Origin of the sequence: Lacrimispora sanguinis (assembly GCF_044987295.1) — a bacterium.
Taxonomy (GTDB): Bacteria; Bacillota; Clostridia; order Lachnospirales; family Lachnospiraceae; genus Lacrimispora; species Lacrimispora celerecrescens_B.
The window spans coordinates 641,644-666,898 of sequence record NZ_CP173277.1 but is presented as its reverse complement, the minus strand read 5'-3'; the positions used below and the strand labels follow the sequence as shown (position 1 = coordinate 666,898).

Genomic DNA, 25,255 nt, shown 5'->3' with positions numbered 1-25,255 from the left:
AAAATGAAAACAAATCTGCTGTATGTTTTTGCCGATCAGTGGCGGGCTCACGCCATAGGATATATGAACATGGATCAGGTGGTGACTCCAAATATTGACTCCTTTGCTCAGGAGAGCATGAGGTTTACCAATGCTTACAGTACGTTTCCCTTATGTTCTCCTCACAGAGCTTCCCTGATGACAGGGAAATACCCATTCCGTGTGGGGATGTGGACCAATTGCAAGATAGGACTGGAAGAAAAGGTCATGCTAAGGCCCCAGGAGCTCTGTATCGGAGATGTGCTAAAGGCCGAAGGATATCAAACGGGTTACATTGGCAAATGGCACCTGGATGCCTCTGAACTTAACTTTTCCTCCAATCCAAAATCAGGCGCAAAAGACTGGGATGCCTATACGCCGCCTGGAGAGAGAAGGCATGGGTTTGACTACTGGCTCTCTTATGGAGCCTGGGATGACCATTTGGATCCTCATTACTGGCAGGATGATGAAAAGCAAATAAAACCAGGAAAGTGGTCTGCGGAATTTGAAACAGATAAGGCCATCGAGTACATGGAAGCAAGGAAAGGAGAGGAACAGCCTTTTGCGCTGTACTTATCCTATAATCCGCCCCATCTTCCCTATGAGTTGGTACCGGACCGGTATTACGATAAATTTAAGGATTTAGAGGTGCACTACCGGGAAAATGTTCCGGAGGAGATGCGGGAAAAAGGAGGACTTCTGGAAACCCAGACCAGGCAATATTACGCCGCAGTTCATGGAATCGATGAACAGTTTGGAAGAATCCTTCAATATTTAAAGGATCATAATATGGAAGAGAATACCATTGTCGTTTTATCTGCGGACCATGGAGAAATGCTTGGTTCCCATGGGCTGATGAGTAAAAATGTCTGGTATGAGGAGTCTATCCATATTCCACTTATGATGCGTCAGAAGGGTAGAATTCAGGCAGTAGACAATGACGGAATCTTTGCAAGCCCGGACCATATGCCGACCATTCTGGAACTTCTGGATCTTTCTATACCCGAAACATGTGAGGGCTATAGTCATGTGAAAGGAATGTTCGGAAAAGATGAGAACGAGCCGCAGGATATGTTAATCTGTTCCTATCCGGGCGGTGCGGATGCGGTAAAGGCGTTTTCCGACAAGGGGCTTACCCATAAGGCTTATGGCTGGAGAGGCATCAAGGACGAACGTTATACCTATGTCATTTTTAATGGTTACGCTCCGGGAGAGGAGCAAAAGGAATATCTATATGATAATAAGGAAGATCCTTTCCAGATAAATCCGGAACTGATAGATAAGGACTGCCAAAGGACTGACATTTTGGCATATAGGGAAAAGCTTAAAAATTACCTGGATCAGACAGAAGATCCGTTTTTATGGAATCGTTAGAGTAAGATTAATATAGGAGGCAGCCGAATATCTCGGCTGCCTCCTATTACATATGTACCCAGCATGGGTGCAAAATGGACAATATGTAGACTTAAACGATTCAGAGGAAGACGCCTATTCAATTATGAATGAATGCTATTTAAAGCTTTCTGTACTTTTCCCATCATGCGAATGGATACGGAATAGGTTTCTTTATTATTCATAATAAGTGAAGCATTTTCTCTGGAATATTTTAATACATGCTTCATATTTATGATGGTAGAACGGTTACATTGGCAAAAGTCGGAATTCAAGGTCGCAAGGAATTCTTTTAATGAGCCTGTGATCTGCCGGATACCGGTTCTGGTATGAATAGTGATCTTGTGAGAATCGTCACTGGTCGTAATAGCTACGATGTCATTTTGATCCAGAACCATTGAATCTTTATCTACCTTTATGGATAAGAGACGGTTTGAGGAGTCCAACTGAGTCTTATAATTCCTTTCTGCATTTTGAATGCAGGAGCAGATTTGCTCTGGTAAGGTTTCCGTTTCATCTTTTGCAATAAAGTCCATTGCTTCTACTTTGTAGCGGAAGGTGAGAACGGCCATCTCACTGTGAGTAGTTACAAAAACAACATAGCCACGTGGATCATATTTGCGTATTTCCTGTGCCAGCTCAATCCCATTTTTATTTGACTGCAAATCAATGTCCAGAAAATAAAGTCCGATATTGTTGGAGCGCCTTCGTATCGATAGCAACTCTTCAGGTTTTGAGACTGAACAATAAAGTTTGGATTCTGTTGAGTTCATCAATAGATATTTTCCGATGATCTCTTCCCAGCGGCTTAATTGTCTTTTATCATCTTCACAAAGATATATGTGAATCATTTTATGTACTCCTTATTAATCGTTATGCATTAGGATTAGTTCTTGTGTGAAATAAGGTTCCTCATATGTAGTATTCCAAATGGCATTTTTATAACTTTTTAAAATCATTTCTACGTTAAAAAGGCCGATTCCTCTATTCTCGCCTTTTGTTGAAATTTCATGGCTGCGAAGTTCTGATATGGCATAAGTCGGTGGAAGCGCGGTGTTTTGAATGATAAGGTAGAAATCCTTATCTTTATAAAACATGCAGAAATGTACTTCCTTTTCTTCTGTTTCTATAGCAGCTTCCAAGGCGTTGTCTAATAATATACCCAGGATTCGGGAAAGGTCCAGACAGTCCATGTTTAGGTCATTGATAGGTTCCATAAGTTCTATTTCTGCTTTGATACCTGTCTCCATCATATAGACGAATTTAGAGGAGAGCAGACTTTTTAAGGCGGTATTTTTAATATTGGAAAGAGTTCCTAATTTGGTATCTGACTCTGTGAATGCACGGCTAATTGGAAGGATTCTTTCTCCGTAATATTCCCTCAAACTTTCCATATCATTTTCATTCAAAAATCCTGATAACGTGCTTAAGATATTCATGTAATCATGTTTGAACTTACGCATAACTCCATAAGATTCTTCCAGTCTGTCTGTGTAGGTTCTTAGGTTCTCAAATTGTGCCATTCGGTGTTTGTAAGCTTGTTCTGCCAGCGTTGTCTTATAAATATAATACATAAGAAAAGCTGTGATTGCAAATAATATTAGGAATATAATTCCGTTCAGAGCAATAACACCATAATTATAACCTAGATGTTCACCATAGGAAAAATTAAAAATATAGAGAAAAACAAGGAGTATTAAATCTATAAAAACAGCAGTCAGTAGATGATTATTAATTAAAAGGTTCGAAATTTTTAATTTTTCATGAAGATACCGACCTATTAACTTTGTTGTTATACCGGTATATATACAATAGATAATGGAAAAGATTACTGTTAGTTTTTCATGGGTTAATAGGGCCTTCATGTCCATTTTTAACAGGGCTCCAGCTATCCACATAAACAAATAATTAAAAGCTACAATATAGAGATAACCAAACAGGTAGCAACATATATTAAAAACTCGACTCTTTGTAAATAAAAGTGTAAAAATTATAATTCCTATACTAGTCAAAAATGTACTTGTTTGTCCAAGTGATCCTTCAAAAATTAGAAAGGTATTGAAAACATATAAAAAAATTATTATTCTTTTTAAAATTGAATATTTTTGAGGCAGTAAGTTGATATAAGAAAAATAAATACATAAACTTCCAGCCAGGGTGCAAATTAAGTTGTTCATGATTCCCCCCTCTTTAGTGAATATAAATATTTTACCTTGTTATGTCAGGAAAGTAAAGATTATTGTATTAAAAATAGAAGTAACTTACGCTTAGGAAGAAAAAAGTAACGAAAATAGCAAAAATATATATTTGTCTAAAGTCATGTTACAATTAGAGACAAATGGTGGTGAAAAATATGAGTGTTTCAAAAATATCTGTTCAAATTTGTGATTGGCTGGATAAGATAAACCATAAGGATCCAGAAGAAAACGAAATTATACAATATGGATTAGAGTTATTATTAGATAATATTTTGAAGTTTATCCTTATTCTGTTGATTGGAGTTATTATTGGAATGGGTAAGGAGACAGCTATTGTTTTATTTTCTTTTTGTGGTTTACGATTACAGGCAGGTGGTAAACATGCCAAAACAGGAGTGGGTTGTACCCTGAGCATGATTGCTATTTGGGCGATGTCCATTATTTGTAACTTGTTTTTTGAAATTAAATTAATTATGATGCCTTATATCTATATATTTTGCGTTTTATTAATAATTTTTTGCGCACCAAGAACTATTAATATACAATACTTTTCTTCAAAAGATATATGGAAAAAGAAAGCATTTTCTATTGTTTTTTTAACGCTGTTATTAGTAGTTGCGACGTTAAGTTTAGATTTGCGTGGATTAATTGTATATCCGGTTTTTATTGAAGTATTAACATTACTTCCTAGAAATAAGATTAACGAAAAGGAGAAAGATGAAAATGAAAAAAGAAACCATTATGAAAGTTCAGAAAACATTAACAAAGATTTCGCTTAATTCAGTAGGTAGGAGTATTCCAATTGGAGTTTATGAAAGAAAAATTCCGGAAGCAGTGTTAAAGATGCGCAATGAGAATACTAAATAGGAAATTTATGAGAAAAAAAATTTGGCATTTTGTTTTAAGTGCAAATAGTCCGGTATGAGTTTTATAATGATGATTTTTCATTATAAATAGAAAAAGCGCTGTTATACCAAAGAAAATAATACATATAAATTATTGTGAGATTTTCAAATCCAACTAGTTGGAACGTGTATTGTATGTTTACTGTAGTAACAAGGGGGAAACTTCTGCTTGAATTGATTAAGTTCCCTATAAACATGTAAAGTAAAATATGTGGAATTAATTATTGCTCAGAAGTTTTATGGTTACTCAGTAGAATAATACTAAAATAATTGCTGCCCTTTGAATTAATTTCAAAGGGCAGTTTGTCAATCATGAAAATTTTGCTGGGAACTGTTTTAGACGGATTTATTTGCATGAGGTCTGCCAGACCTTTCCTGTACAAAAGGATGACGAAGATGGGAGAAAAAGCAGATGAGAGTGAGATTATTTCGGAAAATTTTAAGACTAGAAAAGAATTTAATAGATGCTTCTATGCAAAGGAATATCATGCCAAAGTCCAGAAAGAGAAAAATTATTCCAGATGAATATTACGTAGATGTGATAACAACCATACCGGAAAGAAAAATTGTAATACTAGAAAGCATTGATATTTAATCAAAACAGGTAGCTATGGGAATATTCAAAAATATGATTAAAGTATGATATAGGCAGGAAAATATATTATAATCAATGTTTTGACGAATTGCAAAGTCTTTACGAAAAGTGTGTAATTACTAAGAATAGAAATTAAAATAGGCCTCCTACATTAAGTTGTTGTAGGAGGCCTATTTTCATAGAAGCGAGTGCCTGGACTAAATTAGGAGATTTATCAGTCCTCAAATCAGCCTGACAAGCCTGAATAGCGAGTTGATGGTATTCACGTTAAAGAGCTAAGACTGGGGACGGATACAGTTAATACGAACTATTTAAATAGATTGGGGTAATCGGCCTGTGTATCCGCAATATGGTTAATAAAAACCTTCCCCTCCCCTTCATCGACTCTATACACGATTACAAACCTTCCAGAATAGATTTCTTTATATCCAAGTAATTTAAGGAGCCGATCTTTAGATGGTATTCCAGAACATCTTTTGCGCACTGTCAATCCCAAAGGTGATATAATAATAATTCGTTATATTATCCAGATCGGATAGGGCCGCTTCTAGATATAGAGATAGAATATTTAACTTTTGTCAAATCCTTAAAGCCTGTTCCAGCATAGAGCACTCATTTACATTCTTCCAAAAGCACCTTCGGCTCAGCAACCATAGAATAATTGGTATGGTAGATAACAAAACCAGGCGCCGATCCGGCCACCTTTTTAATCTGTTTTTTCTGTATATAATCCACTTCCACCTTATCATTTTCACGTCCCTTGGAGTAATAGGCGGCTAAAGCTCCGGCTTCTTCAAATGCCCGGTCGGGAAGCTCCTTCCCTTCGGTTTTTACGATCACATGAGAACCTGGGATTCCTTTTGCATGGAACCACCAGTCGTTGCCGCTTGCCACTTTAAAGGTCAGTTCTTCATTCTGGTAATTATTCTTCCCTACATAAATATGGAACCCATCTGATGAAACATAGTGGAAGGGTCTGCTTGTTATCTTGGGCCTTTTATCGCCGGAGCGACGGTGCTTAATGTATCCGTACTCCATCAATTCTTCTTTGATCTGTACAAGATCTTCCTCCATTAGGGCGATGTCCAAAGCAGTACTAACAGATTCCAAATGGTCGATTTCCTGTTTGGTTTCCGCAATTTGCCCGGTTACCGCTTCAAAGGTACGTTTTAACTTGTTGTATTTATCGAAATATTTCTGTGCATTCTCTTTTGCAGATAGCTGATCATCCATAGGAATGGTAATTTCCTCGTTGGTGTAATAATTAAGGCAGACCAGCTGCTTTTCCCCTCCGGTTAATTCATATCCATAGGTATTGATAAGCTCTCCGTAAACCTTATACTTATCCCGTTTGTCCGTATCCTTCAGCTGCTTGGCCTGAAGGTCGTATTTTTTATAATTTCGTTCCAGAGCGGTCTGTACGATTTTACGTAAATCTACGGATTTTTGCCGGATTCTGGTGATGGTATTTTTTGAAGCATAATAGTTTTCCAAAAGTGTGCTGATGGAATCAAAGCACTGGGAAACATATCCTTCACCCTGATAACAGGTTAAGGGAAGGGCGGAGAATTCCACAGGTTCTTCCTTTTTATATATAATGTTTGGAGTGAAATGTCCATGTTTTACATCATCCATAATAAAGGAAAACATATGATACAGATGGATCAGTTCAAGTTCCGTCATTCCATTGGCAGAGCGGTCCCCGTCAATGGAGGCCAGATTGCATAGCTCATGGCCCATAATAGGGCTTATACCGGTCAGTTTCATATACAGCGCTTTTTGTATTGGTGCGGCTGTCTGGCCGATCACATTAATGAATTCTTCCTCAGTGATGGTCAGCGGATCTTTTTTCTCCATGGTCTGTGGGATGAAATAGGTTCTTCCCGGCAATACTTCACGTATGGAGCTAACCTGAGCGGAAATATGCTTTATGCTGTCTAAAATCATATCCTCTTCATTGCAAAAGATGATATTGCTGTGTTTTCCCATGATTTCGATGATCAGTTTTTTGGTTCTTTTGTCACCTAATTCATCAAAGTGTTCCACTTCCATACATATGATCCGTTCCAGTCCCGGCTGGCTCACCCGGATGATACGCCCGTTTCCGATGTGCTTTCTTAAAAGCATACAAAAATTCGGGGCGGTCATGGGGCTTTGCTTGTTTGCCTCTGTAAAATAGATGAGAGGGAGACTGGCACTGGCTGAAATCAGGAGTCTCCATGTGTTTTTCTGGTTTTTAATAGTAAACAGCAGTTCATCCTTTTCCGGCTGAGCAATTTTTGCGATTTTTCCGCCTTCCAGCCGGTCTTTCATCTCTGCTGCTAGATTTGCCATAACAATTCCGTCTAATGCCATTGTCTGTTTCCTCCGGTAAATGGTCTATATAATAAGGATAGTATAGCACAGAATCAACTGTCTGTAAAATTTAAAACCAATTGACTTGTATTTTATTATGAATTATAATGGATGATATCTATGGCGAAAGAGAGGCATATGGAATGATCAAGAGCATGACAGGTTTTGGCAGATGCGAAACTGTCACGGATGAATATAAGATTTCCGTAGAAATGAAAGCTGTAAATCACAGATATCTGGATTTAAGCATAAAGATGCCGAAAAAGTTTAATTTCTTTGAAGCAGGGATCAGGAATCTGTTAAAGAATTATATCCAACGTGGTAAGGTTGATGTATTCATCACCTATGAGGATTATACAGAGAATAAGCTGTGCTTGAAGTATAACAGTGCGCTGGCTGCTGAATATATGGATTATTTCGCAAAGATGGAGGCACAATTCGGAATTCAGAATGACATCAAGGTATCGGCCCTGGCAAAATGCCCGGAGGTCCTTATCATGGAAGAGGTTCCGGAGGATGAGGAACAGATGTGGAAGCTTCTTTCAGAAACCATTGAGGAAGCTGCAAAACGTTTTGTAGAAACAAGAGTGACAGAAGGAGAAAACCTAAAGAACGATCTCCTTGGAAAGCTTAAGTATATGACTGAGCTTGTTGGATTTATTGAAGAACGGTCCCCCAGGATTCTTTTAGAATACAGGACAAAACTGGAGGACAAGGTGAAGGAACTTCTGGGAAGTGCTTCTATAGATGAAGGAAGAATTGCCACGGAAGTTACGATATTTGCCGATAAAATCTGTGTGGATGAAGAGACCGTACGGCTTAGAAGCCACATTGAAAATACCTGTACAGAGCTTAATGCAGGCGGAAGTGTGGGAAGAAAACTGGATTTCATTGCCCAGGAGATGAACCGGGAGGCGAATACTATTCTTTCCAAAGCCAATGACCTGGAAATTTCCGATAAGGCTATCGCTCTGAAGACCGAGATTGAAAAGGTAAGGGAGCAGATCCAGAATATTGAGTAGGAGTGTAACGAAGAGCATGAATGAAAATGGCATATTGGTAGTCGTATCCGGATTCTCAGGAGCAGGCAAGGGCACCTTGATGAAAGAGCTTCTGAAACGGTATGATAATTACGCGCTGTCCATATCCGCTACCACCAGAAATCCCAGAGAGGGAGAAGTTGACGGCAGAGAATATTTCTTTGTAACAGAAGAACGTTTTAAGGATATGATAGAAAAAGAAGAATTGATCGAATATGCCCAGTACGTCAACCATTATTATGGAACACCCAATGAATACGTTTTAAACCAGATGAAAATGGGGAAAGATGTTATCCTGGAAATAGAGATTCAGGGGGCACTAAAGGTAAAGAAACGTTTCCCTGCTGCGATTTTGATTTTTGTAATGCCGCCCAACGCAGAGGAATTAAAACGCCGGCTCATTGGACGCGGTACGGAAAACATGGATGTGATCAATGCCAGACTCCGGCGGGCAGCTGAAGAAGCGGAAGGCATGGAGGGCTATGATTATATCCTCATTAACGATAAGATAGACACTTGTGTGGAAGAGATGCACCGCATGATTCAAGTACAACATAACCGTGCTTCCAATAATATGGCATTTTTATCCCATATCCGGGAAGAATTAAAGAATATATAGAGCCGATTGAGAAAGGGGAATGAAAGATGTTACATCCATCTTATTCAGATTTAATTAATGTAGTAAACAGCGAGGTAGAGCCAGGAGAGGCTCCTGTTGTGCAGAGCCGTTATTCTATCGTGATTGCCGCAGCGAAGAGAGCAAGGCAGATCATCGGCGGCTCAGAGCCGGAGGTTTTGGGAGCTGGTAAGAAACCGCTTTCTGTTGCCGTAGAGGAACTGTATGAGGGCAAAGTGAAGATTTTAAGCGAAGCGGATGCAACAGAAGAAGACGATAATTAGGAAAGAGGCCGTCTCCCTTTTGGATGAGATGGCCTTTCCCATTATAATGAAAGACAGGAGTTAAAACATGAAGTTATTATGTGTTTCACTGGGCTGCGACAAGAATCTCGTGGATACGGAGATGATGCTTGGCCTTCTGAATAAAGACGGATATACATTTACGGATGATGAGTATGATGCGGATGTGATTGTAATCAATACCTGCTGCTTCATCGGTGACGCGAAAGAGGAAAGCGTTAATACCATACTGGAAATGGCCCAGAGGAAGATTGATGCCAAATGCAAAGCATTGATCGTAACCGGTTGTCTGGCCCAGCGGTATAAACAGGAGATCATAGACGAGATTCCTGAAGTGGATGGAATTTTAGGAACCTCCACCTATGACGAGATCTCTCACGTCCTGGCGGAAGCTTTAGGCGGCAAAGAACACGTTCAGCGTTTTCATGAGCTGGATGAGCTTCCGGAAGTGGAAACAGAGCGGATTCTTACAACTGGCGGCCATTATGCTTTTTTAAAGATTGCGGAAGGCTGTGACAAGCATTGTACGTACTGTATCATCCCATCTTTGCGGGGAAATTACCGAAGCGTTCCTATAGAGCGCCTGGTAAAGGAAGCAGAAAGACTGGCAGAAAGAGGCGTGAAAGAGCTTATTTTAGTAGCTCAGGAGACAACTCTGTATGGTGTGGATTTATATGGCGAGAAATCACTTCCAAAGCTTCTTAAAAGCCTGTGCCGTATATCCGGGATTCAGTGGATCCGGATCCAGTACTGTTATCCGGAAGAAATCACGGATGAGCTGATCCAGACCATAAAGGAAGAAGAGAAGATATGCAAATATCTTGATCTGCCCATTCAGCATGCCAGCGACCGGATTTTGAAACGCATGGGCCGTAGGACCACAAAGGCTCAGCTTCAGGAAATCGTGGAAAAGCTTCGGAGAGAAATCCCGGATATCGCTCTTAGAACCACATTGATCTCAGGATTTCCAGGGGAAACCCCGGAAGATCACGAAGAGTTGATGGAGTTCGTGGATGAGATGGAATTCCAGCGTTTGGGAGTGTTTGCATATTCTGCAGAAGAAGATACACCTGCTGCGGAATATCCGGATCAGGTTTTGCAGGAAGTAAAGGAGGAACGCCGTGATGCCATCATGGAGCTTCAGCAGGAGATCTCCTATGATTTTTCTAAGTCCATGGTTGGGAAAACCCTGGAGGTTATGATTGAAGGCAAGGTGGCAGATGAAAATGCTTATGTGGGCCGTACCTATATGGATGGGCCAGGTGTGGATGGAATGATTTTTGTTCAGACGGCCGAAGAACTGATGTCAGGTGATTTTGCAAGAGTCCGTGTGACAGGGGCTATGGAATATGATTTGATAGGAGAGTTGGAGGATGAATTTACCGAATAAGCTTACAATTTTAAGGGTTATTATGATTCCGTTTTTTGTTCTGTTTCTGCTGCTTGACGGTGGTGCCAATGCATCATACCGTTACATTGCGGCTGCCATTTTCATTGTGGCCAGCTTTACAGATCTGCTTGATGGAAAGATAGCAAGAAAGTATGGCCTTGTGACCAATTTTGGCAAGTTTATGGACCCTCTGGCAGATAAGCTGCTGGTTTGTGCAGGACTTATCTGTTTTACGGCCTTAGGACAGCTTTCTGCCTGGATCGTTATCGTGATTATTAGCCGTGAATTTATTATCAGCGGGTTCCGACTGGTAGCTTCTGATAATGGTGTGGTGATCGCGGCCAGCTATTGGGGAAAGTTTAAAACAGTGTCCCAGATGATTCTGTCGGTTCTTCTTATCCTGAACATTCCGGCATTGTCCATCCTTACAACGGTGTTTATCTGGCTCGCTACGATTCTTACTTTAGTTTCACTCTTTGATTATGTAGCGAAAAATTACCACGTTCTTACGGAAGGGAGTATGTGATCATGGTTGTTGAACTGATTTCAGTTGGAACAGAACTTCTTCTTGGAAATATCGTAAATACCAACACTCAGTATCTGGCAGAAAAATGTGCTCTTTTGGGGCTCTCCATGTTTCATCAAGTCACGGTGGGCGATAACAGGGAACGTCTTTCTGAAGCATTTGAGACTGCCTTAAAGCGCTCGGATGTAGTCATCCTTACCGGAGGTCTTGGACCTACGGAGGATGATCTGACAAAAGAAGTCTGCGCAGAGGTCATGGGTCTCTCTTTAATGGAAGATGCCCATACAAAGAATAGAATCAAAGAGTATTTTAAAAACAGCATCTATAAAGAAATTCCAGATAATAACTGGAAGCAGGCTCTGGTTCCCCAGGGAGCTGCTGTACTTGACAACGATAACGGGACTGCTCCCGGACTGATTATAGAAAAAGACGGAAAGGCAGCTATTTTACTGCCCGGACCTCCAAATGAGTTAAAGCCTTTATTCAAGGACCAGGTATTCCCTTACCTTCAGAAACGCCAGCCTGAAGTGATCCGTTCTCAAATGATCAAGATCTGTGGACATGGTGAGAGCCAGGTAGAGAATAAGCTTCTTGATCTTATTGACGGACAGTCAAACCCAACCATTGCTACCTATGCGAAGACGGCTGAGGTGCATTTGAGAGTTACGGCAAAGGCATCAAGCGAAGAAGAAGCCAAAAGACTTTTAAAACCGGTAGTAAAAGAGATCAAAAACCGTTTTGGCAATGATGTGTACACCACAAAAGAGGAAGAGACCCTTGAAATGGCAGTAGTCCGCCTCCTGAAAAAATATGAATTGACGGTTACCACAGCAGAATCCTGCACCGGAGGACTGATTGCAGGGCGTCTGGTAAATGTACCGGGGGCTTCTGAAGTGTTTCGGGAAGGATTTGTCACCTATTCCAACAAGGCAAAGAGAAAACATCTTGATGTGAGCAAAGGCACCTTGAAGAAATACGGTGCAGTCAGCGAACAGACGGCCAAAGAAATGGCGATCGGCGGTGTTTTTGCGGCTGATTCGGATGTCTGCATTGCAGTGACCGGGATTGCAGGACCTGATTCTGATGGGGAAAAGCCGGTAGGACTTGTTTACATGGCCTGCTATATGAAGGATAAGGTTTCCGTGGAAGAATATCATTTTAAGGGAAACCGGGAGAAGATCAGGGAGCAGTCTGTAGTTAAGGCTCTGGATTTGCTGCGCCGTTCTATTCTTAAGAATTATCACTGATAAAACCTTCCGGGAGGAGATAAATTTGGAGACCCGTTTGCTGAAAAAACAGATGACTGCAGCGTACCAGTACTCCTATGTAAGACTGGTACTGAATTATTATACTTTATTTGAAACCGTTGGAGAGGAGCCTGTGATTCCGGAGCAGATTATTGCTTACTGCCGGCAGCTTAACGGGCTGCTTAAAGAGCATTTTTCCGGAAAAGATGTGGAAGAGGAACTGCTTAAACTTCGTGAGGATATCACTCATGAAGTGGAGGTTCTGACTTCCTACACGGACTGCTTACAGATTTATGAGTATGTTATAAACCGCCTGGAGCGGAAGTTTATGATTTTACCGGAAACCGGAGATGATGATGAAAGCTTTGCGAAACGTCTTATTGAATTCGTAACGGATACGAAGGAAACAGCCGTTATGAACGGAAGAATCAGGCAGATCATCGGACAGCTTCCGGTCCGCCTGACAAAACAGAAGTTTTTCAGTCTTGTTATGGAAGGACTGTCCGTTTATATCGGTTCCCCCATGGAGAATCTTAAGGATATGATGTATACTCTCCGTACAGAATCCATGGCAAAGCTTCCTTCCGGTATGGAAGAAGGACATAAAGACCTTTTTGAGCTTTTGGAACAGTTCCGCCTTATGGATTACGGGAATATGACCGCCGAAGGCTTTGAAGAAGCTTCTGAAAAGCTTGGCCTTGCCTGCGAGGGGCTTGTGGATGAATCCGGCCTATATATCATGCTCCAAGACATTATCAATGATTTTTGTGTTCTGGTGTTTGCAAGACCGGAAGCGGTTGTTGATGTGAAAGAGGAAGATCTTTACTTCTCCATGGTTGCGGAGATTTTAGAAAAATTTAGAAATGAAGATTATTCCCCCGCAGGAGAAGTGTTTTTTGACAGACTTACTCAGCTAGAGGGAAGGCAGGAAGCTTATTATGAGCGTTATTTAAGAACCGAGCTGCCGGAAGAGAGCGATGAATGGAATAAAGATCCGGATTACGTGAAAGCTGTAAATGTAGACAGGCTTTTATCCGGAAGCTCTTTTGTGGAATTAAAAAGCCGGGATGAGTGGAAAGAAACAGGTAAGGCGGATGAAATGGCAGTTGTTGACCGATCCTACCTGGAGAAAACCGCAGAGGAGTATTTTAAGGAGCTTGAGGAGGTATTCTTAAGTGTCTCCAGACCTGTGGTCCGGGCCATCATGGCGAAGGTTTTATCGGATCTTCCTGTCTATTTTAATTCAATCGATGAAATACAGGCATATATTGAGGGAAGCTTAAAAAGCTGCCTGGATGAAGTGGAAAAGGAAACTTGCAAGGAATTATTGGAAGAGCTGATGGATGATGAAAATAAGCTGGTTTGACCGTTTGTACGTTGGCGAGAAAGCGAAGAAGAAGCGTTACCGGATCATTCAGGGAATCCGCAGGTCAAAATCCGGACCGGGTATTTATGTGATTACGCCTGCTGTAAATGGGAATAATATACTTGATATCTATCCGGCAATGACGCTTTCGTGGCCCATTTACCGGGAGGAGGAGTTTCTCATTTTAGGCATTGCGTCTGATTATTGGGAAGCGTTAGAGGTGGCCGGAACTATCATAAGTGATATGTACCGGAAAACTGGAGGCTTCGATCTGTCTGATTTTATAGGGTTGGAAGCCGGTAAGGTGTGAGGTGTTCATGCTTCATATTATTTTATTTATACTTAAAATTTTAGGGCTGCTGGTGCTTATCGTATTAGGGCTTGTCCTCGCTGTGGCTCTGCTGATCCTTCTGGTTCCGGTACGGTACCAGGCTGAGGGATCCTATGACGGAAAGGTGAAGGGAAAGGCCAGGATTACCTGGCTGCTACATATCCTTTCTGTGACGGCTCAGTACGAGGAGGACTTAATCGTAAGGGTCCGTATCTTCGGCTTCCGCATAGGTAAGCCGAAAAAGATGGACTCAGAGCTTAAGGAAGCGGAAGATATTGTGGTTCAGGCCATGGAAATCATGGAACCGGAACCCATACGAGAAGTACTGAAAGGGAAAGAGGATGATCCTGACAGGGTCAGGGAAGAGCCCATTCCACCTCCCCAGGAGGAATCGAGAAATCTGACGCCTCCAAAGGAAGAACCTAAAAAGGAAGAGCCTAAATGGGAAGAACCTAAAAGGGAAGAACCTAAAAAGAAAGAACCTAAAAAGAAAAAAGGATTCCAGAACAAGGGAATGTTTGAAAAGCTAAAGAAGAAGGTTCTTATGGCTTTTACAAAACTTAAGTTTTTTTTCCTTCGGATCTGTGATACACTGAAAACAATAAAAGACAAAAAAGATGAGATTTATGCCTGGATTTCCGATAAGGAGAACCAAAAGACAGGAAAGCTGCTTTTTAGGCAGGTGAAACGATTGGTCCGCCATATCCTTCCCCGCCGGGGAAAGGGAAATATAACCTTTGGCTTTGACGATCCTTATCTGACCGGTCAGGTGCTCACTTATGCAAGTGTTATTTATCCGCTTTGCCATAAGCATTTGAACCTGTATCCGGTTTTTGACCAGACTGTGTTTACAATGGAAGGAACGTTTCGCGGCAGAATCCGTATGGGGTCAGTTCTCCTCATTGGTTCGCGGATGCTGCTTAATAGGAATTTCAGGCGTTTGTTAAAGGGATGGCTTCATAAAGGAGGAATTGCTTAACGTGGCAGAGAATAATTTTACATCTACGGTAGAGTCGCTGTTTAAGGGTATGGATTCTTTTGTGGCGACAAAAACTGTGGTAGGAGATGCGGTAAAGGTGGATGATACGATCATTCTTCCTTTGGTTGATGTGACCTGCGGCATGGCCGCCGGATCCTTTACAGGAGACAAAAAGCAGAATGGTGCAGGAGGCATGCATGCAAAGATGAGCCCCAGTGCTGTGCTAATCATTCAGAATGGAGTCACAAAGCTGGTAAACATCAAACAGCAGGATGCTGTGACAAAAATTTTGGATATGGTTCCGGATTTTGTCAATAAATTTGCCGGTGGAACAAAAGAAGTTTCCCCGGAAGCATTAAAGGTTGCGGAGGAGATGGCTGCGGCGGAAGAGAAGGAAAAAGCGTAAGAATAAGAAGGGGATAAGCCGCATAGTATGTTATATAGCCTGAATGGATTGAGGGATGATATGAGAAGAGTATGCGGACTTATGCTGTTCTGCTTTGGAGCGGGCATGGCAATTCTGCTTTTTATCCCGGCGACTATCGTAACGATCCTGTTTATCATCGGATGTCTGGTACTGGGATATAACCTGTTCTGCTGCTGAATAAGCAATGCTGTTAAAAATAAATGAGGCCAGCCTTTAAAAAAAGGACGGCCTCATGAAAAAAGACAAAAAAATACTCCTGACTGATATCAGCCAGGAGTTTCCTTCGATTAAGCTCTTTCAACTAATCCGGATCTTAAGCAGGAAGTACATACGTACATCTTCTTATTAGCGCCGCCGTTAACTTTAACTTTAACGGACTTCACATTTGCTTTCCACATCTTATTGGATCTTCTATGGGAATGGCTCACTGCGTTGCCAAAGTGAGCAGCTTTTTCACAAATTGCACATTTAGCCATGATTGCACCTCCTTAATAGCGACTTGGACTTTTTATGGTTGAAAAATCCACAACAAATGTATGATAACAGAAAACACATGGATTTGCAAGTGAAAATTAAAAATTTGTTTCTTTTTTTGGAAAAATCATGTATAATCAAATGAGACAGAAAGAACGGAGGTAGAGACTATGAAGGGTTATATTAATAATAAACTGGGAGAGATCCAGGTAAGCCCTGATGTTATCGCTATGTATGCCGGAACGACCGCAGTGGAATGCTTCGGTATCGTCGGTATGGCGGCTGTCAGTATGAAAGACGGACTTGTTAAGCTTTTAAAACGGGAAGGCCTGACTCACGGAATTAATGTGAACATCCAGGACAACCATATCACCATCGATTTCCATGTAATTGTAGCCTATGGGGTCAGCATTTCTGCGGTGGCGGATAACTTGATTGAAAATGTAAAATACAAAGTAGAAGAATTCACAGGTATGACAGTAGATAAGATTAACATCTTTGTCGAAGGCGTAAGAGTGATTGATTAAGGAGGAAACTACCCGTGGGTATGAAGTATATAGACGCCAAGATGCTGCAGAAGGCATTTTTGGCAGGAGCAAAAGGACTGGAAGCAAAGAAAGAATGGATTAATGAACTGAATGTGTTTCCAGTGCCGGATGGAGATACCGGAACCAACATGACCATGACGATCATGGCGGCGGCAAAGGAAGTAGCTGCCATTGAGAATCCTACCATGGAAACGTTAGCAAAAGCAATTTCCTCCGGTTCGTTAAGAGGAGCGAGAGGAAACTCCGGTGTAATCCTGTCCCAGCTGTTCCGTGGTTTCACAAAAGAGATCGCTGCCGCCAATCAGGTAACTACCACTGTTTTAGCTAATTCCTTTGTACGGGCAACAGAAACCGCTTACAAAGCAGTTATGAAGCCCAAAGAAGGAACCATTCTTACTGTAGCCAGAGGTATGGCAGAAAAGGCTGCGGAGTTGGTTACCGAGACAGAGGATATCCTTGAATTTTGCCAGAAGGTAATCGAACACGGTGATTACGTACTGAGCCAGACTCCGGAGATGCTTCCGGTCTTAAAGCAGGCCGGTGTTGTAGATTCCGGCGGCCAGGGCCTTATGCAGGTAATGAAGGGTGCCTTTGACTGCCTGATGGGCAAGGAGGTAGACTTATCTGTAGAGGTTGAAAAGCGGCCTGTTGATGTTTCCGGAACCTCCGGGGCAAAAACAGCTGATATTGATATTCGTTTTGGCTACTGTACCGAATTTATCATTAATCTGGAAAATCACTATGATGATAAGAAGGAACATGAATTCAAGGGATACTTGGAATCCATCGGTGATTCCATTGTAGTTGTTTCGGACGATGACGTGGTAAAAGTCCATGTCCATACCAATGATCCGGGACTTGCAATCCAGAAGGCCCTTACTTATGGCTCCTTATCCCGCATGAAAATTGATAATATGAGGGAAGAGCACCAGGAAAAGTTAATTAAAGAATCTGAAAAACTGGCAGCACAGCAAAAGGCTGAGGCCGAAAAGAAGGCGGAGCAGAGAAAACCATATGGCTTTATTTCCGTATCTGCAGGAGAAGGCCTTGACGAAATATTCCGTGGAATCGGTGCAGACTATCTGATCCAGGGCGGCCAGACCATGAACCCCAGTACAGAGGACATGTTAAATGCCATTGAACGGGTGAATGCCGATACCATCTACATCCTGCCAAACAATAAGAACATTATTCTTGCTGCTGAACAGGCCAAAAGCCTGGTGGAAGACAAGAAGGTTATTGTAATCCCTTCAAAAACCATTCCTCAGGGCATTACTGCCATCATCAATTTTGCTCCGGATTTATCACCGGAGGATAATGAGAAGATCATGACAGAAGAGATGTCCCGAGTAAAAACCGGTCAGGTTACCTATGCGGTCCGCAATACCATGATCGATGATATTGAGATCCGGGAAGGGGATATCATGGCACTAGGTGATAGTGGAATCCTGGCGGTTGGAAAGGAAATTGAATCCACGGTACTGGAAGCCATGAAAGCCATGGTGGAAGAAGAATCTGAATTAGTAACCGTTTATTACGGTAAAGATGTGGAAGAAGAGGCTGCAAATGAGCTTAAGGAAAAAGCAGAAGAGCTGTTTTCCCATTGCGAGGTAGAGCTTCATACAGGCGGACAGCCGATCTATTATTATCTCATATCAGTAGAATAAAAAAGAGCCAGCGGCATTTTATATACCGGGCAGACGAGGCCTGTCTGCCCGGTTTTGCTGTGCAGGTAAAAAGAAAGGAGGGGAACCCGTCTTTGAATCGCGAGTCAATTGATACCTTAAAGGGAATCGGTGAAAAAACAGGGAAATTGTTTCAAAAGGTGGGAGTGATAACCGTTGGGGATCTTCTGGAATATTATCCAAGGGCCTATGACACCTATGAGGAGCCTTGTCCTATTGGAGAGCTTAAACCGGATCAGGTGATGACCGTAGCCGGAATGCTTTATAAGACACCAGATGTAAAACGGTACAGCCATATCCAGGTTATCACAACGACTTTAAAGGATGTGACGGGAACTCTTTTGCTCACCTGGTATAATATGCCCTATCTTCACACCACTTTAAAAGCGGGAACCAGGGCTATTTTCCGTGGCAGGGTGGTAAAGAAAAGCGGACGTCTTACCATGGAGCAGCCTGAGGTATTTACGGCGGAGGCCTATGAGCAGGTGGTGCATTCCATGCAGCCTGTTTACGGTCAGACCAAGGGACTGAGTAATAAAACCATTGTCAGGGCTCAAAGGCAGGCATTAAGCCTTCGGACCATGGTGCGGGACTATATGCCTGCGGATTTGCGAAAAAAACATGAGCTGGCGGAATATAATTTTGCTATTGAACATATTCATTTTCCGACGGACCGGACCGAACTGTTATTTGCCAGAAAAAGACTGGTGTTTGATGAATTCTTTCTTTTTCTCATGGCGGTACGACGTTTAAAGGAAGGTCGAGAGGATAAAAAAAGCGCCTATATCTTAAATCTCTCTACTCAGGTAGAGGACTTAAGGAAAAGCCTTCCCTATTCTCTTACCAATGCTCAGGAAAATGTTTTAAATGAAGTATACGGCGATCTCTCGGGAGGCAGGGTTATGAACCGGCTTATTCAGGGCGATGTAGGCTCTGGTAAGACGATCATTGCCATACTTGCCCTCCTTCAGGCAGCGTATAACGGATATCAGGGAGCCCTTATGGCGCCTACGGAGGTACTTGCTAAGCAGCATCTGGAATCCATGACAGAGCTGTTTGCTATGCATCAGATCGACAAAAAGCCTATCCTTGTTACAGGCTCCATGACGGCGAAGGAAAAACGGATCGCTTACGAAAAAATTGCTTCCCACGAGGCGGATATTATTATTGGAACCCATGCCCTCATTCAGGAGAAGGTGGTATATGATAATCTGGCACTGGTGATCACCGACGAACAGCATCGGTTCGGAGTAAGCCAACGGGAAATGCTTGGGAAAAAGGGAGAAGAGCCTCATGTTCTGGTAATGAGCGCCACACCGATCCCGCGGACACTTGCCATTATCATTTACGGAGATTTAGACATTTCTGTTATTGATGAGCTGCCGGCAAACCGTTTACCCATTAAAAACTGTGTTGTAGATACCGGCTACCGGAAGAAAGCCTATGAATTTATCCGGAAAGAGATAGCAAGCGGCCGTCAGGCTTATGTGATCTGTCCTATGGTAGAAGCCAGTGAGATGATCGATGCAGAAAACGTAGTGGATTATACAAAAACCTTAAGAGAGGCACTTCCGGGAATTCCAGTGGAATATCTTCACGGGAAAATGAAGCCTAAGGAAAAAAACGGAATCATGGAAAGATTTGCCGGCGGGGAAATCAAGGTACTGGTTTCCACGACTGTAATTGAGGTAGGAGTGAATGTTCCCAATGCAACGGTAATGCTAATTGAGAATGCTGAGCGCTTCGGGCTGGCTCAGCTTCATCAGCTGAGAGGGCGCGTGGGGCGTGGGAAATACCAGTCTTACTGTATTATGGTAGGAGCTTCGGACCAGGAAGGAACGAAAGAACGCCTGGATATCTTAAACCAGTCCAATGACGGTTTTTTTATTGCTTCAGAAGATTTAAAGCTTCGGGGACCAGGCGATATTTTTGGAATCAGGCAGAGTGGTGATCTGGAATTTAAGCTGGGAGATATTTTTACGGATGCAAACCTGTTAAAGACCGTATCGGAAGAAGTGAAACGGCTTTTTAAAGAGGATCCGGAGCTGGAAAAAGAAGAACACCTGGAGCTTAAGGGTAAGCTGCAGGAGTATCTTGAGAAAAGCTATGATAAGCTTAATTTGTAGTTTCAATGATCTGATTTCTTGATTTTTGCAGAAAATATTGCATTAATCGACTGCAAATGATAAACTAATTTACGTAAATTTATCAAAGCAAGAAAACAGGAGGAATGCTGTGAGTAGAAAAGACTTAAAGTTTAATGCAAAAGATGCCATGAGGGATGCGCTGGTAAGTCCATACATGGTTACAATAATTGTAGGTGTTATCATGGTTATATTATCTGTCGTGCAGGGATTTCTGGATATATGGGAGGGCATGATAGAAAATGCAGGCGCATATGGGGCTGTAGGCCAGTACGGGGCATTTGCAATCAGCAGCGTTATTTTTTTAATTATTAATATTGTTATCAGTACCATTATTCAGTTCGGGTATCAGTCTTACTGTTTAAAGGTTGCTAACAGAGATAATACTATGTCTTATGGGGATTTATTCAGTTCTGTAAGGTATTTGTTAAAAGCTTTGGGATTGATTCTCATGGTATCTCTGTTAACTTTTTTGTGGGCTTTACTTCTTATCGTTCCGGGAATTATAGCAGCTTACCGCTATTCACAGGCCATTATTATTATGGTTGAAGATCCGAATAAGGGAATCATGCAGTGCATCCGTGAAAGTAAGGAAATGATGGTAGGACATAAGTGGGAATTCTTTGTTCTGGAGCTGTCCTTTATATTATGGCAGCTTTTGGGTCTGGTTACCTGTGGTCTTGCATTTATTTATGTATATCCTTATATGAAGGTTACTTTTGCTAACTATTATAATGCAATAAAGCCTAATACGGTTGTATATGAGGAAGCGACTGTTATTGAGTAAATGATAAAAGGGAGTTGCTTATACGGCATACGAGTGGAGGAGCACGGAAGATGAAGTGTGTGTTAATTGGAATTGCCGGAGGAACCGGCTCAGGGAAGTCGACCTTTACGAACCGGTTAAAGGATGCATTTTGTGACGATATTGCGGTTATTTATCATGATAATTATTATAAAAAGCAGGATGGGATTTCTTTTGAAGAGAGAAAGAAAATGAATTATGACCATCCCGAAGCTTTTGAAACAGAACTTTTGCTGGAGCAGCTTCGGAGTCTGCGGGCAGGAGAAGCGGTTGACTGCCCTGTTTATGATTATTCCATGCACAACCGTTCTCAAGATGTTGTGAAGGTGGAGCCTAAAAAGGTGATATTAGTCGAGGGGATCCTGGTTTTTGCGGATGAGCGGCTAAGAAGCATGTTTGATATAAAAATCTTTGTTGAGGCTGACGCCGATGAACGGATTCTACGCCGGGTGATCCGGGATGTAAAGGATAGAGGCCGGGATATCGAGGGTGTTGTAGAACAGTATTTAACCACGGTTAAGCCTATGCACTATTTGTATGTGGAGCCTACGAAGCCTATGGCGGATGTTATCATCAACAGCGGCATGAATGAGGTTGCGTTCCAGTTGGTTAAAACGAATATTGAAAAGATATTAGAGAGTGGTAATTAGGGTTAAAAGGCACCTGCATGAGAATGTTTTTGAAGGCTCGAATTTTTTTCCTGAAATTAACATTTTACGAAAAACCTTCTAGTGTATTTCATTCTATTCCAGCCATAATAGGAGTGTAGCACAAAACACACCATGAATTATTAAAAAAACAAAAACATGGTGAATAGATGAAAAGGAGGCATATCATTATGTCAGGTAGATCTAATACTACAAATGTACCAGAGGCAAAAGAAGCAATGGATCGTTTTAAAATGGAAGTAGCCAGCGAGATTGGTGTTCCGTTAACCAACGGTTATAACGGTAACTTAACTTCTGCTCAGAACGGTTCCGTAGGCGGTTATATGGTTAAGAAGATGATCGAAGCCCAGGAAAGACAGATGGCAGGTAAATAATCTGTAAAAAACAATGAAACGCCCTTCGAATATAACAAGAAATAACTTTTAGTCCAATAGCATGGACGATTGAAGGGGAACAGGAGCTGCAGTTTCGTAACTGATAATCAGTTATTGGGGCTGCGGCTCTTGTTTTTTTGATTGATTTGGTAAGTCGAGTCTCCCATGGCTCATTGCTGGTGCGAAAAGTGGTTGTATATCTTCTGATTTCATACTATAATGGTTTGGAAAAATAAAGTGAGGAATTGTTATGAGAGTGATTGCCGGAAAAGCCAGAAGGCTTGTTTTGAAGACCATAGAGGGGCAGGATACGCGGCCTACGACTGATAGAATTAAAGAGACACTTTTTAATATGCTCCATGGGGACATGCCTGATTGTTGTTTCCTGGATTTATTCTCGGGGAGCGGGGCCATTGGAATCGAGGCGTTAAGCCGCGGAGCCAGGCTGGCGGTTATGGTGGAACAGAATCCGAAGGCAGCTGAATGCATTCGTGAGAATTTAAGGACTACCAAACTGGAGGATGGCGCCATTGTAATGAACTGTGACGTTATGACAGGGCTTGAGAGGCTTAAAGGGAAAGGGTATGTGTTTGATTATATATTTATGGACCCTCCCTATAATCAGGATTGGGAAAGAAAGGTTTTGCAGCATCTGGCTGATTCCCAGCTGATTGATGAGGACACGACGATTATTGTGGAAGCTTCTTTAGAAACCTCTTTTGATTTTCTGGAGAATCTGGGATACCGGATTATAAGGGAAAAGGATTATAAGACTAACAAACATGTGTTCGCAGCAAAGAAAGAACGATAGGAAATTGTCCATAATATAAAGGCAATATAAAAGAAAAGGAAGAGTCAAATGAGAAAAGCAGTGTATCCTGGAAGCTTTGATCCGGTGACGTTTGGTCATCTGGATATTATTGAACGCTCAGCCAAGATGTCAGACCATCTGATCATAGGAGTTTTAAATAATAATTCAAAAACTCCGTTGTTTTCTGTAGAAGAACGTGTTAATATGTTAAAGAGCCTTACTAAAGACCTTCCCAACGTGGAAGTGAAATCGTTTGGAGGGCTTTTGGTAGATTTTGTACGAGCCAATCAGGCGGATGCAGTCATTCGCGGGCTTCGGGCTGTAACGGATTTTGAATATGAATTGCAAATCGCACAGACAAACAGGGTTATGGCCCCAGAGATTGATACTGTGTTTTTGACGACGAATTTAAAATATTCTTACTTGAGTTCCAGCATTGTGAAGGAGATTGCCGCCTATGGCGGAGAGATAAACACGTTTGTACCAGCATGTGTGGCTGAGCGTGTAATGAAGAAGATGGAAGATAGAATGAAATAAGGGTAAGGAGTGTTCGTATTATGATGAGCAGAATTGAACAGTTAATCGGTGAAATAGAAGAATATATTGACAGCTGCAAGTACCAGCCACTCTCCAACAGTAAGATCGTGGTCAACAGGGATGAATTGGAAGAGCTTCTGGTAGAACTTCGTCTGCGCATTCCGGATGAAATCAAGCAGTACCAGAAGATCATAAGCAACCGTGATGCCATTATGAATGAAGCCCGCCAGCAGGCTGATTCTATTTTGGCCCAGGCCAATGCTCAGACCAATGAGCTGGTTAATGAGCATGAGATTATGCAGAAAGCATATGCCCAGGCCAATGATATTATTGAACAGGCCAATGTACAGGCCCAGCAGATCGTAGAACAGGCGGTTGCTGATGCCAACGGAATCAGGCAAAGTTCTGTTCAGTATACGGATGACATGTTAAAGAGCCTTCAGACCATTATCAGTCATTCCATGGAAGGGGCACAGGGGCGTTTTGACGCTTTTATGACTTCCATGCAGTCAAGCTATGATATCGTCTCCTCTAACCGCCAGGAACTGACAGGAGCTGTCATGCCCACGGAAGGAACAGAAGAAAACGGTCCAATAGAATAAAAAGTATGATGGTTAGGAAGCTGTGAAGTACTTTCCAAGCTACATAGTGCCGGATGGATAATCCGGCATTTTTTATAACACTCTTTGTCTGGAAGATACCGGATAATCCTCCGAATGCGGTTACGGCTCCGATCCATAAGCCTCCGGAGATTCCTGTAAAGGCCTGGGAAACGGCCTTGATTCCTGTGGTCATTTCGACAAGTCCCAGGATGACGGCCTTATGCTGGGGGAGATCTATAGGAAGTTTTGTTATGTAGAGGGCCAGGATGGAAAAGAGCATGATATACCCCCCAATTTTCACCATGACCTCGCAGGAATCCATCAAACTATCGTCAAAGGATTTGGAGGAATCTTTGGTTACGGGAAGGGACAGGGCAGGCCCGTTTATGCCATAACAGCTCCGGGCAGCAATGGAAATAGGGATTATGGGCAGGTAAACACAAACAAGAAGGAGCCAGACCGGTACGGATGAGGGAAGCCCGCTGGCAGCATAGCCTAACAAAAACATGGGGCTTGGATGATTGCAGATAGCTAAAAGGTATCTCCCTTCTTTTTCCGAGATCCGATTATTGTCCATGAAATCACTGCAGGTTCTTGCTCCCATGGGATAGCCGCAGAGCAGACCGGAAACAAGGGTATAGCTTCCTGCATCCGAAAGACAGAAGAATCGATGCAGGATCCTTCTGACGGGGAAAATAAGGATGCGGATTGCATTTAAGGCAACAATCACGTTGGAACAGATCATAAAGGGCAGAAGGGTGGGTATCACCACGGAACCCCATAAAACAAGTCCGTTTCTTGCCCCTTCAAAGGCTAAAGACGGAAAACGGAGCAACAAAATCAAGGCAGCAACCGAAAGCAGACGGAATAAGGATTTTTTCATGTACACCTGAATAGATTGTTTTATACAATTATATGAA

General features: G+C 42.0%; 28 protein-coding genes. 23 read left to right on the top strand and 5 right to left on the bottom strand.

Going from position 1 to position 25,255, the window contains the following annotated elements; translation table 11 throughout:
• Nucleotides 1–3: 3 nt before the first annotated feature.
• Complete coding sequence (locus ACHZES_RS03160; RefSeq protein ID WP_395547925.1) at nt 4–1,392, top strand: sulfatase; 1,389 nt, start codon at nt 4–6, stop codon at nt 1,390–1,392.
• Between the two features lie 122 nt (nt 1,393–1,514).
• On the opposite strand, the gene ACHZES_RS03155 is transcribed toward ACHZES_RS03160, so the two are convergent.
• Both ACHZES_RS03155 and ACHZES_RS03150 read right to left on the bottom strand, forming a co-directional pair.
• On the bottom strand, nt 1,515–2,261 hold the full coding sequence (locus ACHZES_RS03155) for a LytR/AlgR family response regulator transcription factor (protein WP_395547926.1): 747 nt from the start codon (nt 2,259–2,261) through the stop codon (nt 1,515–1,517).
• Between the two features lie 15 nt (nt 2,262–2,276).
• Nucleotides 2,277–3,587 (bottom strand): sensor histidine kinase, encoded by a 1,311-nt coding sequence (locus ACHZES_RS03150; RefSeq protein ID WP_395547928.1) that lies wholly within the window; start codon nt 3,585–3,587, stop codon nt 2,277–2,279.
• Between the two features lie 176 nt (nt 3,588–3,763).
• Here ACHZES_RS03150 and ACHZES_RS03145 point away from each other — a divergent pair, with 176 nt between their 5' ends.
• Nucleotides 3,764–4,387 (top strand): accessory gene regulator B family protein, encoded by a 624-nt coding sequence (locus ACHZES_RS03145; RefSeq protein WP_395547929.1) that lies wholly within the window; start codon nt 3,764–3,766, stop codon nt 4,385–4,387.
• 538 nt (nt 4,388–4,925) lie between these two features.
• Nucleotides 4,926–5,108, top strand: a complete 183-nt coding sequence (locus tag ACHZES_RS03140; protein WP_395547930.1) for a hypothetical protein — start codon at nt 4,926–4,928, stop codon at nt 5,106–5,108.
• Between the two features lie 612 nt (nt 5,109–5,720).
• Here ACHZES_RS03140 and ACHZES_RS03135 read toward each other — a convergent pair.
• Nucleotides 5,721–7,463: an NFACT family protein gene (locus ACHZES_RS03135; protein WP_395547931.1), complete on the bottom strand. Its 1,743-nt coding sequence runs from the start codon at nt 7,461–7,463 to the stop codon at nt 5,721–5,723.
• A 143-nt stretch (nt 7,464–7,606) separates the two neighbouring features.
• Here ACHZES_RS03135 and ACHZES_RS03130 point away from each other — a divergent pair, with 143 nt between their 5' ends.
• The 11 genes from ACHZES_RS03130 (at nt 7,607) to ACHZES_RS03080 (ending at nt 15,864) form a co-directional block, all read left to right on the top strand.
• Nucleotides 7,607–8,485 carry a YicC/YloC family endoribonuclease gene (locus ACHZES_RS03130; protein ID WP_038282114.1) on the top strand — a complete coding sequence of 293 codons (879 nt, stop codon included), beginning with the start codon at nt 7,607–7,609 and terminating at the stop codon, nt 8,483–8,485.
• Between the two features lie 16 nt (nt 8,486–8,501).
• Nucleotides 8,502–9,122 (top strand): guanylate kinase, encoded by a 621-nt coding sequence (gmk, locus tag ACHZES_RS03125; RefSeq protein WP_154520593.1) that lies wholly within the window; start codon nt 8,502–8,504, stop codon nt 9,120–9,122.
• A gap of 26 nt (nt 9,123–9,148) precedes the next feature.
• Nucleotides 9,149–9,403, top strand: a complete 255-nt coding sequence (gene rpoZ / locus ACHZES_RS03120) for a DNA-directed RNA polymerase subunit omega (RefSeq protein ID WP_025232993.1) — start codon at nt 9,149–9,151, stop codon at nt 9,401–9,403.
• A 67-nt stretch (nt 9,404–9,470) separates the two neighbouring features.
• Nucleotides 9,471–10,811: a 30S ribosomal protein S12 methylthiotransferase RimO gene (rimO, locus tag ACHZES_RS03115; protein WP_038281930.1), complete on the top strand. Its 1,341-nt coding sequence runs from the start codon at nt 9,471–9,473 to the stop codon at nt 10,809–10,811.
• Complete coding sequence (gene pgsA, locus ACHZES_RS03110) at nt 10,795–11,337, top strand: CDP-diacylglycerol--glycerol-3-phosphate 3-phosphatidyltransferase (protein ID WP_038281933.1); 543 nt, start codon at nt 10,795–10,797, stop codon at nt 11,335–11,337. The genes rimO and pgsA overlap by 17 nt, the downstream gene beginning before the upstream one ends.
• Nucleotides 11,338–11,339: 2 nt before the next feature.
• On the top strand, nt 11,340–12,584 hold the full coding sequence (locus ACHZES_RS03105) for a competence/damage-inducible protein A (protein WP_395547932.1): 1,245 nt from the start codon (nt 11,340–11,342) through the stop codon (nt 12,582–12,584).
• 25 nt (nt 12,585–12,609) lie between these two features.
• A complete protein-coding gene (locus ACHZES_RS03100; protein WP_395547933.1) occupies nt 12,610–13,950 on the top strand; it encodes a hypothetical protein in 1,341 nt (446 codons plus the stop codon).
• On the top strand, nt 13,928–14,260 hold the full coding sequence (locus ACHZES_RS03095; protein ID WP_395547934.1) for a hypothetical protein: 333 nt from the start codon (nt 13,928–13,930) through the stop codon (nt 14,258–14,260). Before ACHZES_RS03100 ends, ACHZES_RS03095 begins: the two co-directional genes overlap by 23 nt.
• A 7-nt stretch (nt 14,261–14,267) precedes the next feature.
• Nucleotides 14,268–15,260: a DUF2953 domain-containing protein gene (locus ACHZES_RS03090; protein WP_395547936.1), complete on the top strand. Its 993-nt coding sequence runs from the start codon at nt 14,268–14,270 to the stop codon at nt 15,258–15,260.
• A gap of 1 nt (nt 15,261) precedes the next feature.
• Entirely contained in the window at nt 15,262–15,666 is a 405-nt protein-coding gene (locus ACHZES_RS03085; RefSeq protein ID WP_038281942.1) for a GerW family sporulation protein, read from the top strand.
• A gap of 27 nt (nt 15,667–15,693) precedes the next feature.
• Nucleotides 15,694–15,864, top strand: a complete 171-nt coding sequence (locus ACHZES_RS03080; protein WP_166429724.1) for a hypothetical protein — start codon at nt 15,694–15,696, stop codon at nt 15,862–15,864.
• Nucleotides 15,865–15,974: 110 nt separating this feature from the next.
• On the opposite strand, the gene rpmB is transcribed toward ACHZES_RS03080, so the two are convergent.
• Complete coding sequence (rpmB, locus tag ACHZES_RS03075; RefSeq protein WP_025233002.1) at nt 15,975–16,163, bottom strand: 50S ribosomal protein L28; 189 nt, start codon at nt 16,161–16,163, stop codon at nt 15,975–15,977.
• A 168-nt stretch (nt 16,164–16,331) separates the two neighbouring features.
• On the opposite strand from rpmB, the gene ACHZES_RS03070 reads away from it, so the two are divergent.
• From ACHZES_RS03070 to ACHZES_RS03030, 9 genes are all read left to right on the top strand, one after another.
• Nucleotides 16,332–16,688, top strand: a complete 357-nt coding sequence (locus ACHZES_RS03070; RefSeq protein ID WP_024295513.1) for an Asp23/Gls24 family envelope stress response protein — start codon at nt 16,332–16,334, stop codon at nt 16,686–16,688.
• Nucleotides 16,689–16,702: 14 nt separating this feature from the next.
• Complete coding sequence (locus ACHZES_RS03065; RefSeq protein WP_038281947.1) at nt 16,703–18,376, top strand: DAK2 domain-containing protein; 1,674 nt, start codon at nt 16,703–16,705, stop codon at nt 18,374–18,376.
• Between the two features lie 92 nt (nt 18,377–18,468).
• The gene (gene recG, locus ACHZES_RS03060; protein WP_395547938.1) at nt 18,469–20,520 is read left to right on the top strand and encodes an ATP-dependent DNA helicase RecG; all 2,052 of its coding nucleotides are present in this window, start codon (nt 18,469–18,471) and stop codon (nt 20,518–20,520) included.
• A gap of 109 nt (nt 20,521–20,629) precedes the next feature.
• Entirely contained in the window at nt 20,630–21,325 is a 696-nt protein-coding gene (locus tag ACHZES_RS03055) for a DUF975 family protein (protein WP_353655073.1), read from the top strand.
• A gap of 50 nt (nt 21,326–21,375) precedes the next feature.
• On the top strand, nt 21,376–21,993 hold the full coding sequence (gene udk / locus ACHZES_RS03050; RefSeq protein ID WP_038281951.1) for a uridine kinase: 618 nt from the start codon (nt 21,376–21,378) through the stop codon (nt 21,991–21,993).
• 188 nt (nt 21,994–22,181) lie between these two features.
• Nucleotides 22,182–22,385: an alpha/beta-type small acid-soluble spore protein gene (locus ACHZES_RS03045; protein ID WP_038281954.1), complete on the top strand. Its 204-nt coding sequence runs from the start codon at nt 22,182–22,184 to the stop codon at nt 22,383–22,385.
• A gap of 250 nt (nt 22,386–22,635) precedes the next feature.
• Entirely contained in the window at nt 22,636–23,196 is a 561-nt protein-coding gene (gene rsmD, locus ACHZES_RS03040; protein ID WP_395547941.1) for a 16S rRNA (guanine(966)-N(2))-methyltransferase RsmD, read from the top strand.
• Between the two features lie 48 nt (nt 23,197–23,244).
• The gene (gene coaD / locus ACHZES_RS03035) at nt 23,245–23,733 is read left to right on the top strand and encodes a pantetheine-phosphate adenylyltransferase (RefSeq protein WP_038281960.1); all 489 of its coding nucleotides are present in this window, start codon (nt 23,245–23,247) and stop codon (nt 23,731–23,733) included.
• A gap of 20 nt (nt 23,734–23,753) precedes the next feature.
• Nucleotides 23,754–24,335 (top strand): vacuolar family H+-ATPase subunit H, encoded by a 582-nt coding sequence (locus ACHZES_RS03030; protein ID WP_038281963.1) that lies wholly within the window; start codon nt 23,754–23,756, stop codon nt 24,333–24,335.
• Here ACHZES_RS03030 and ACHZES_RS03025 read toward each other — a convergent pair.
• Nucleotides 24,292–25,218, bottom strand: a complete 927-nt coding sequence (locus ACHZES_RS03025) for a nucleoside recognition protein (RefSeq protein ID WP_395547943.1) — start codon at nt 25,216–25,218, stop codon at nt 24,292–24,294. The genes ACHZES_RS03030 and ACHZES_RS03025 overlap by 44 nt on opposite strands.
• Between the last annotated feature and the right edge of the window lie 37 nt (nt 25,219–25,255).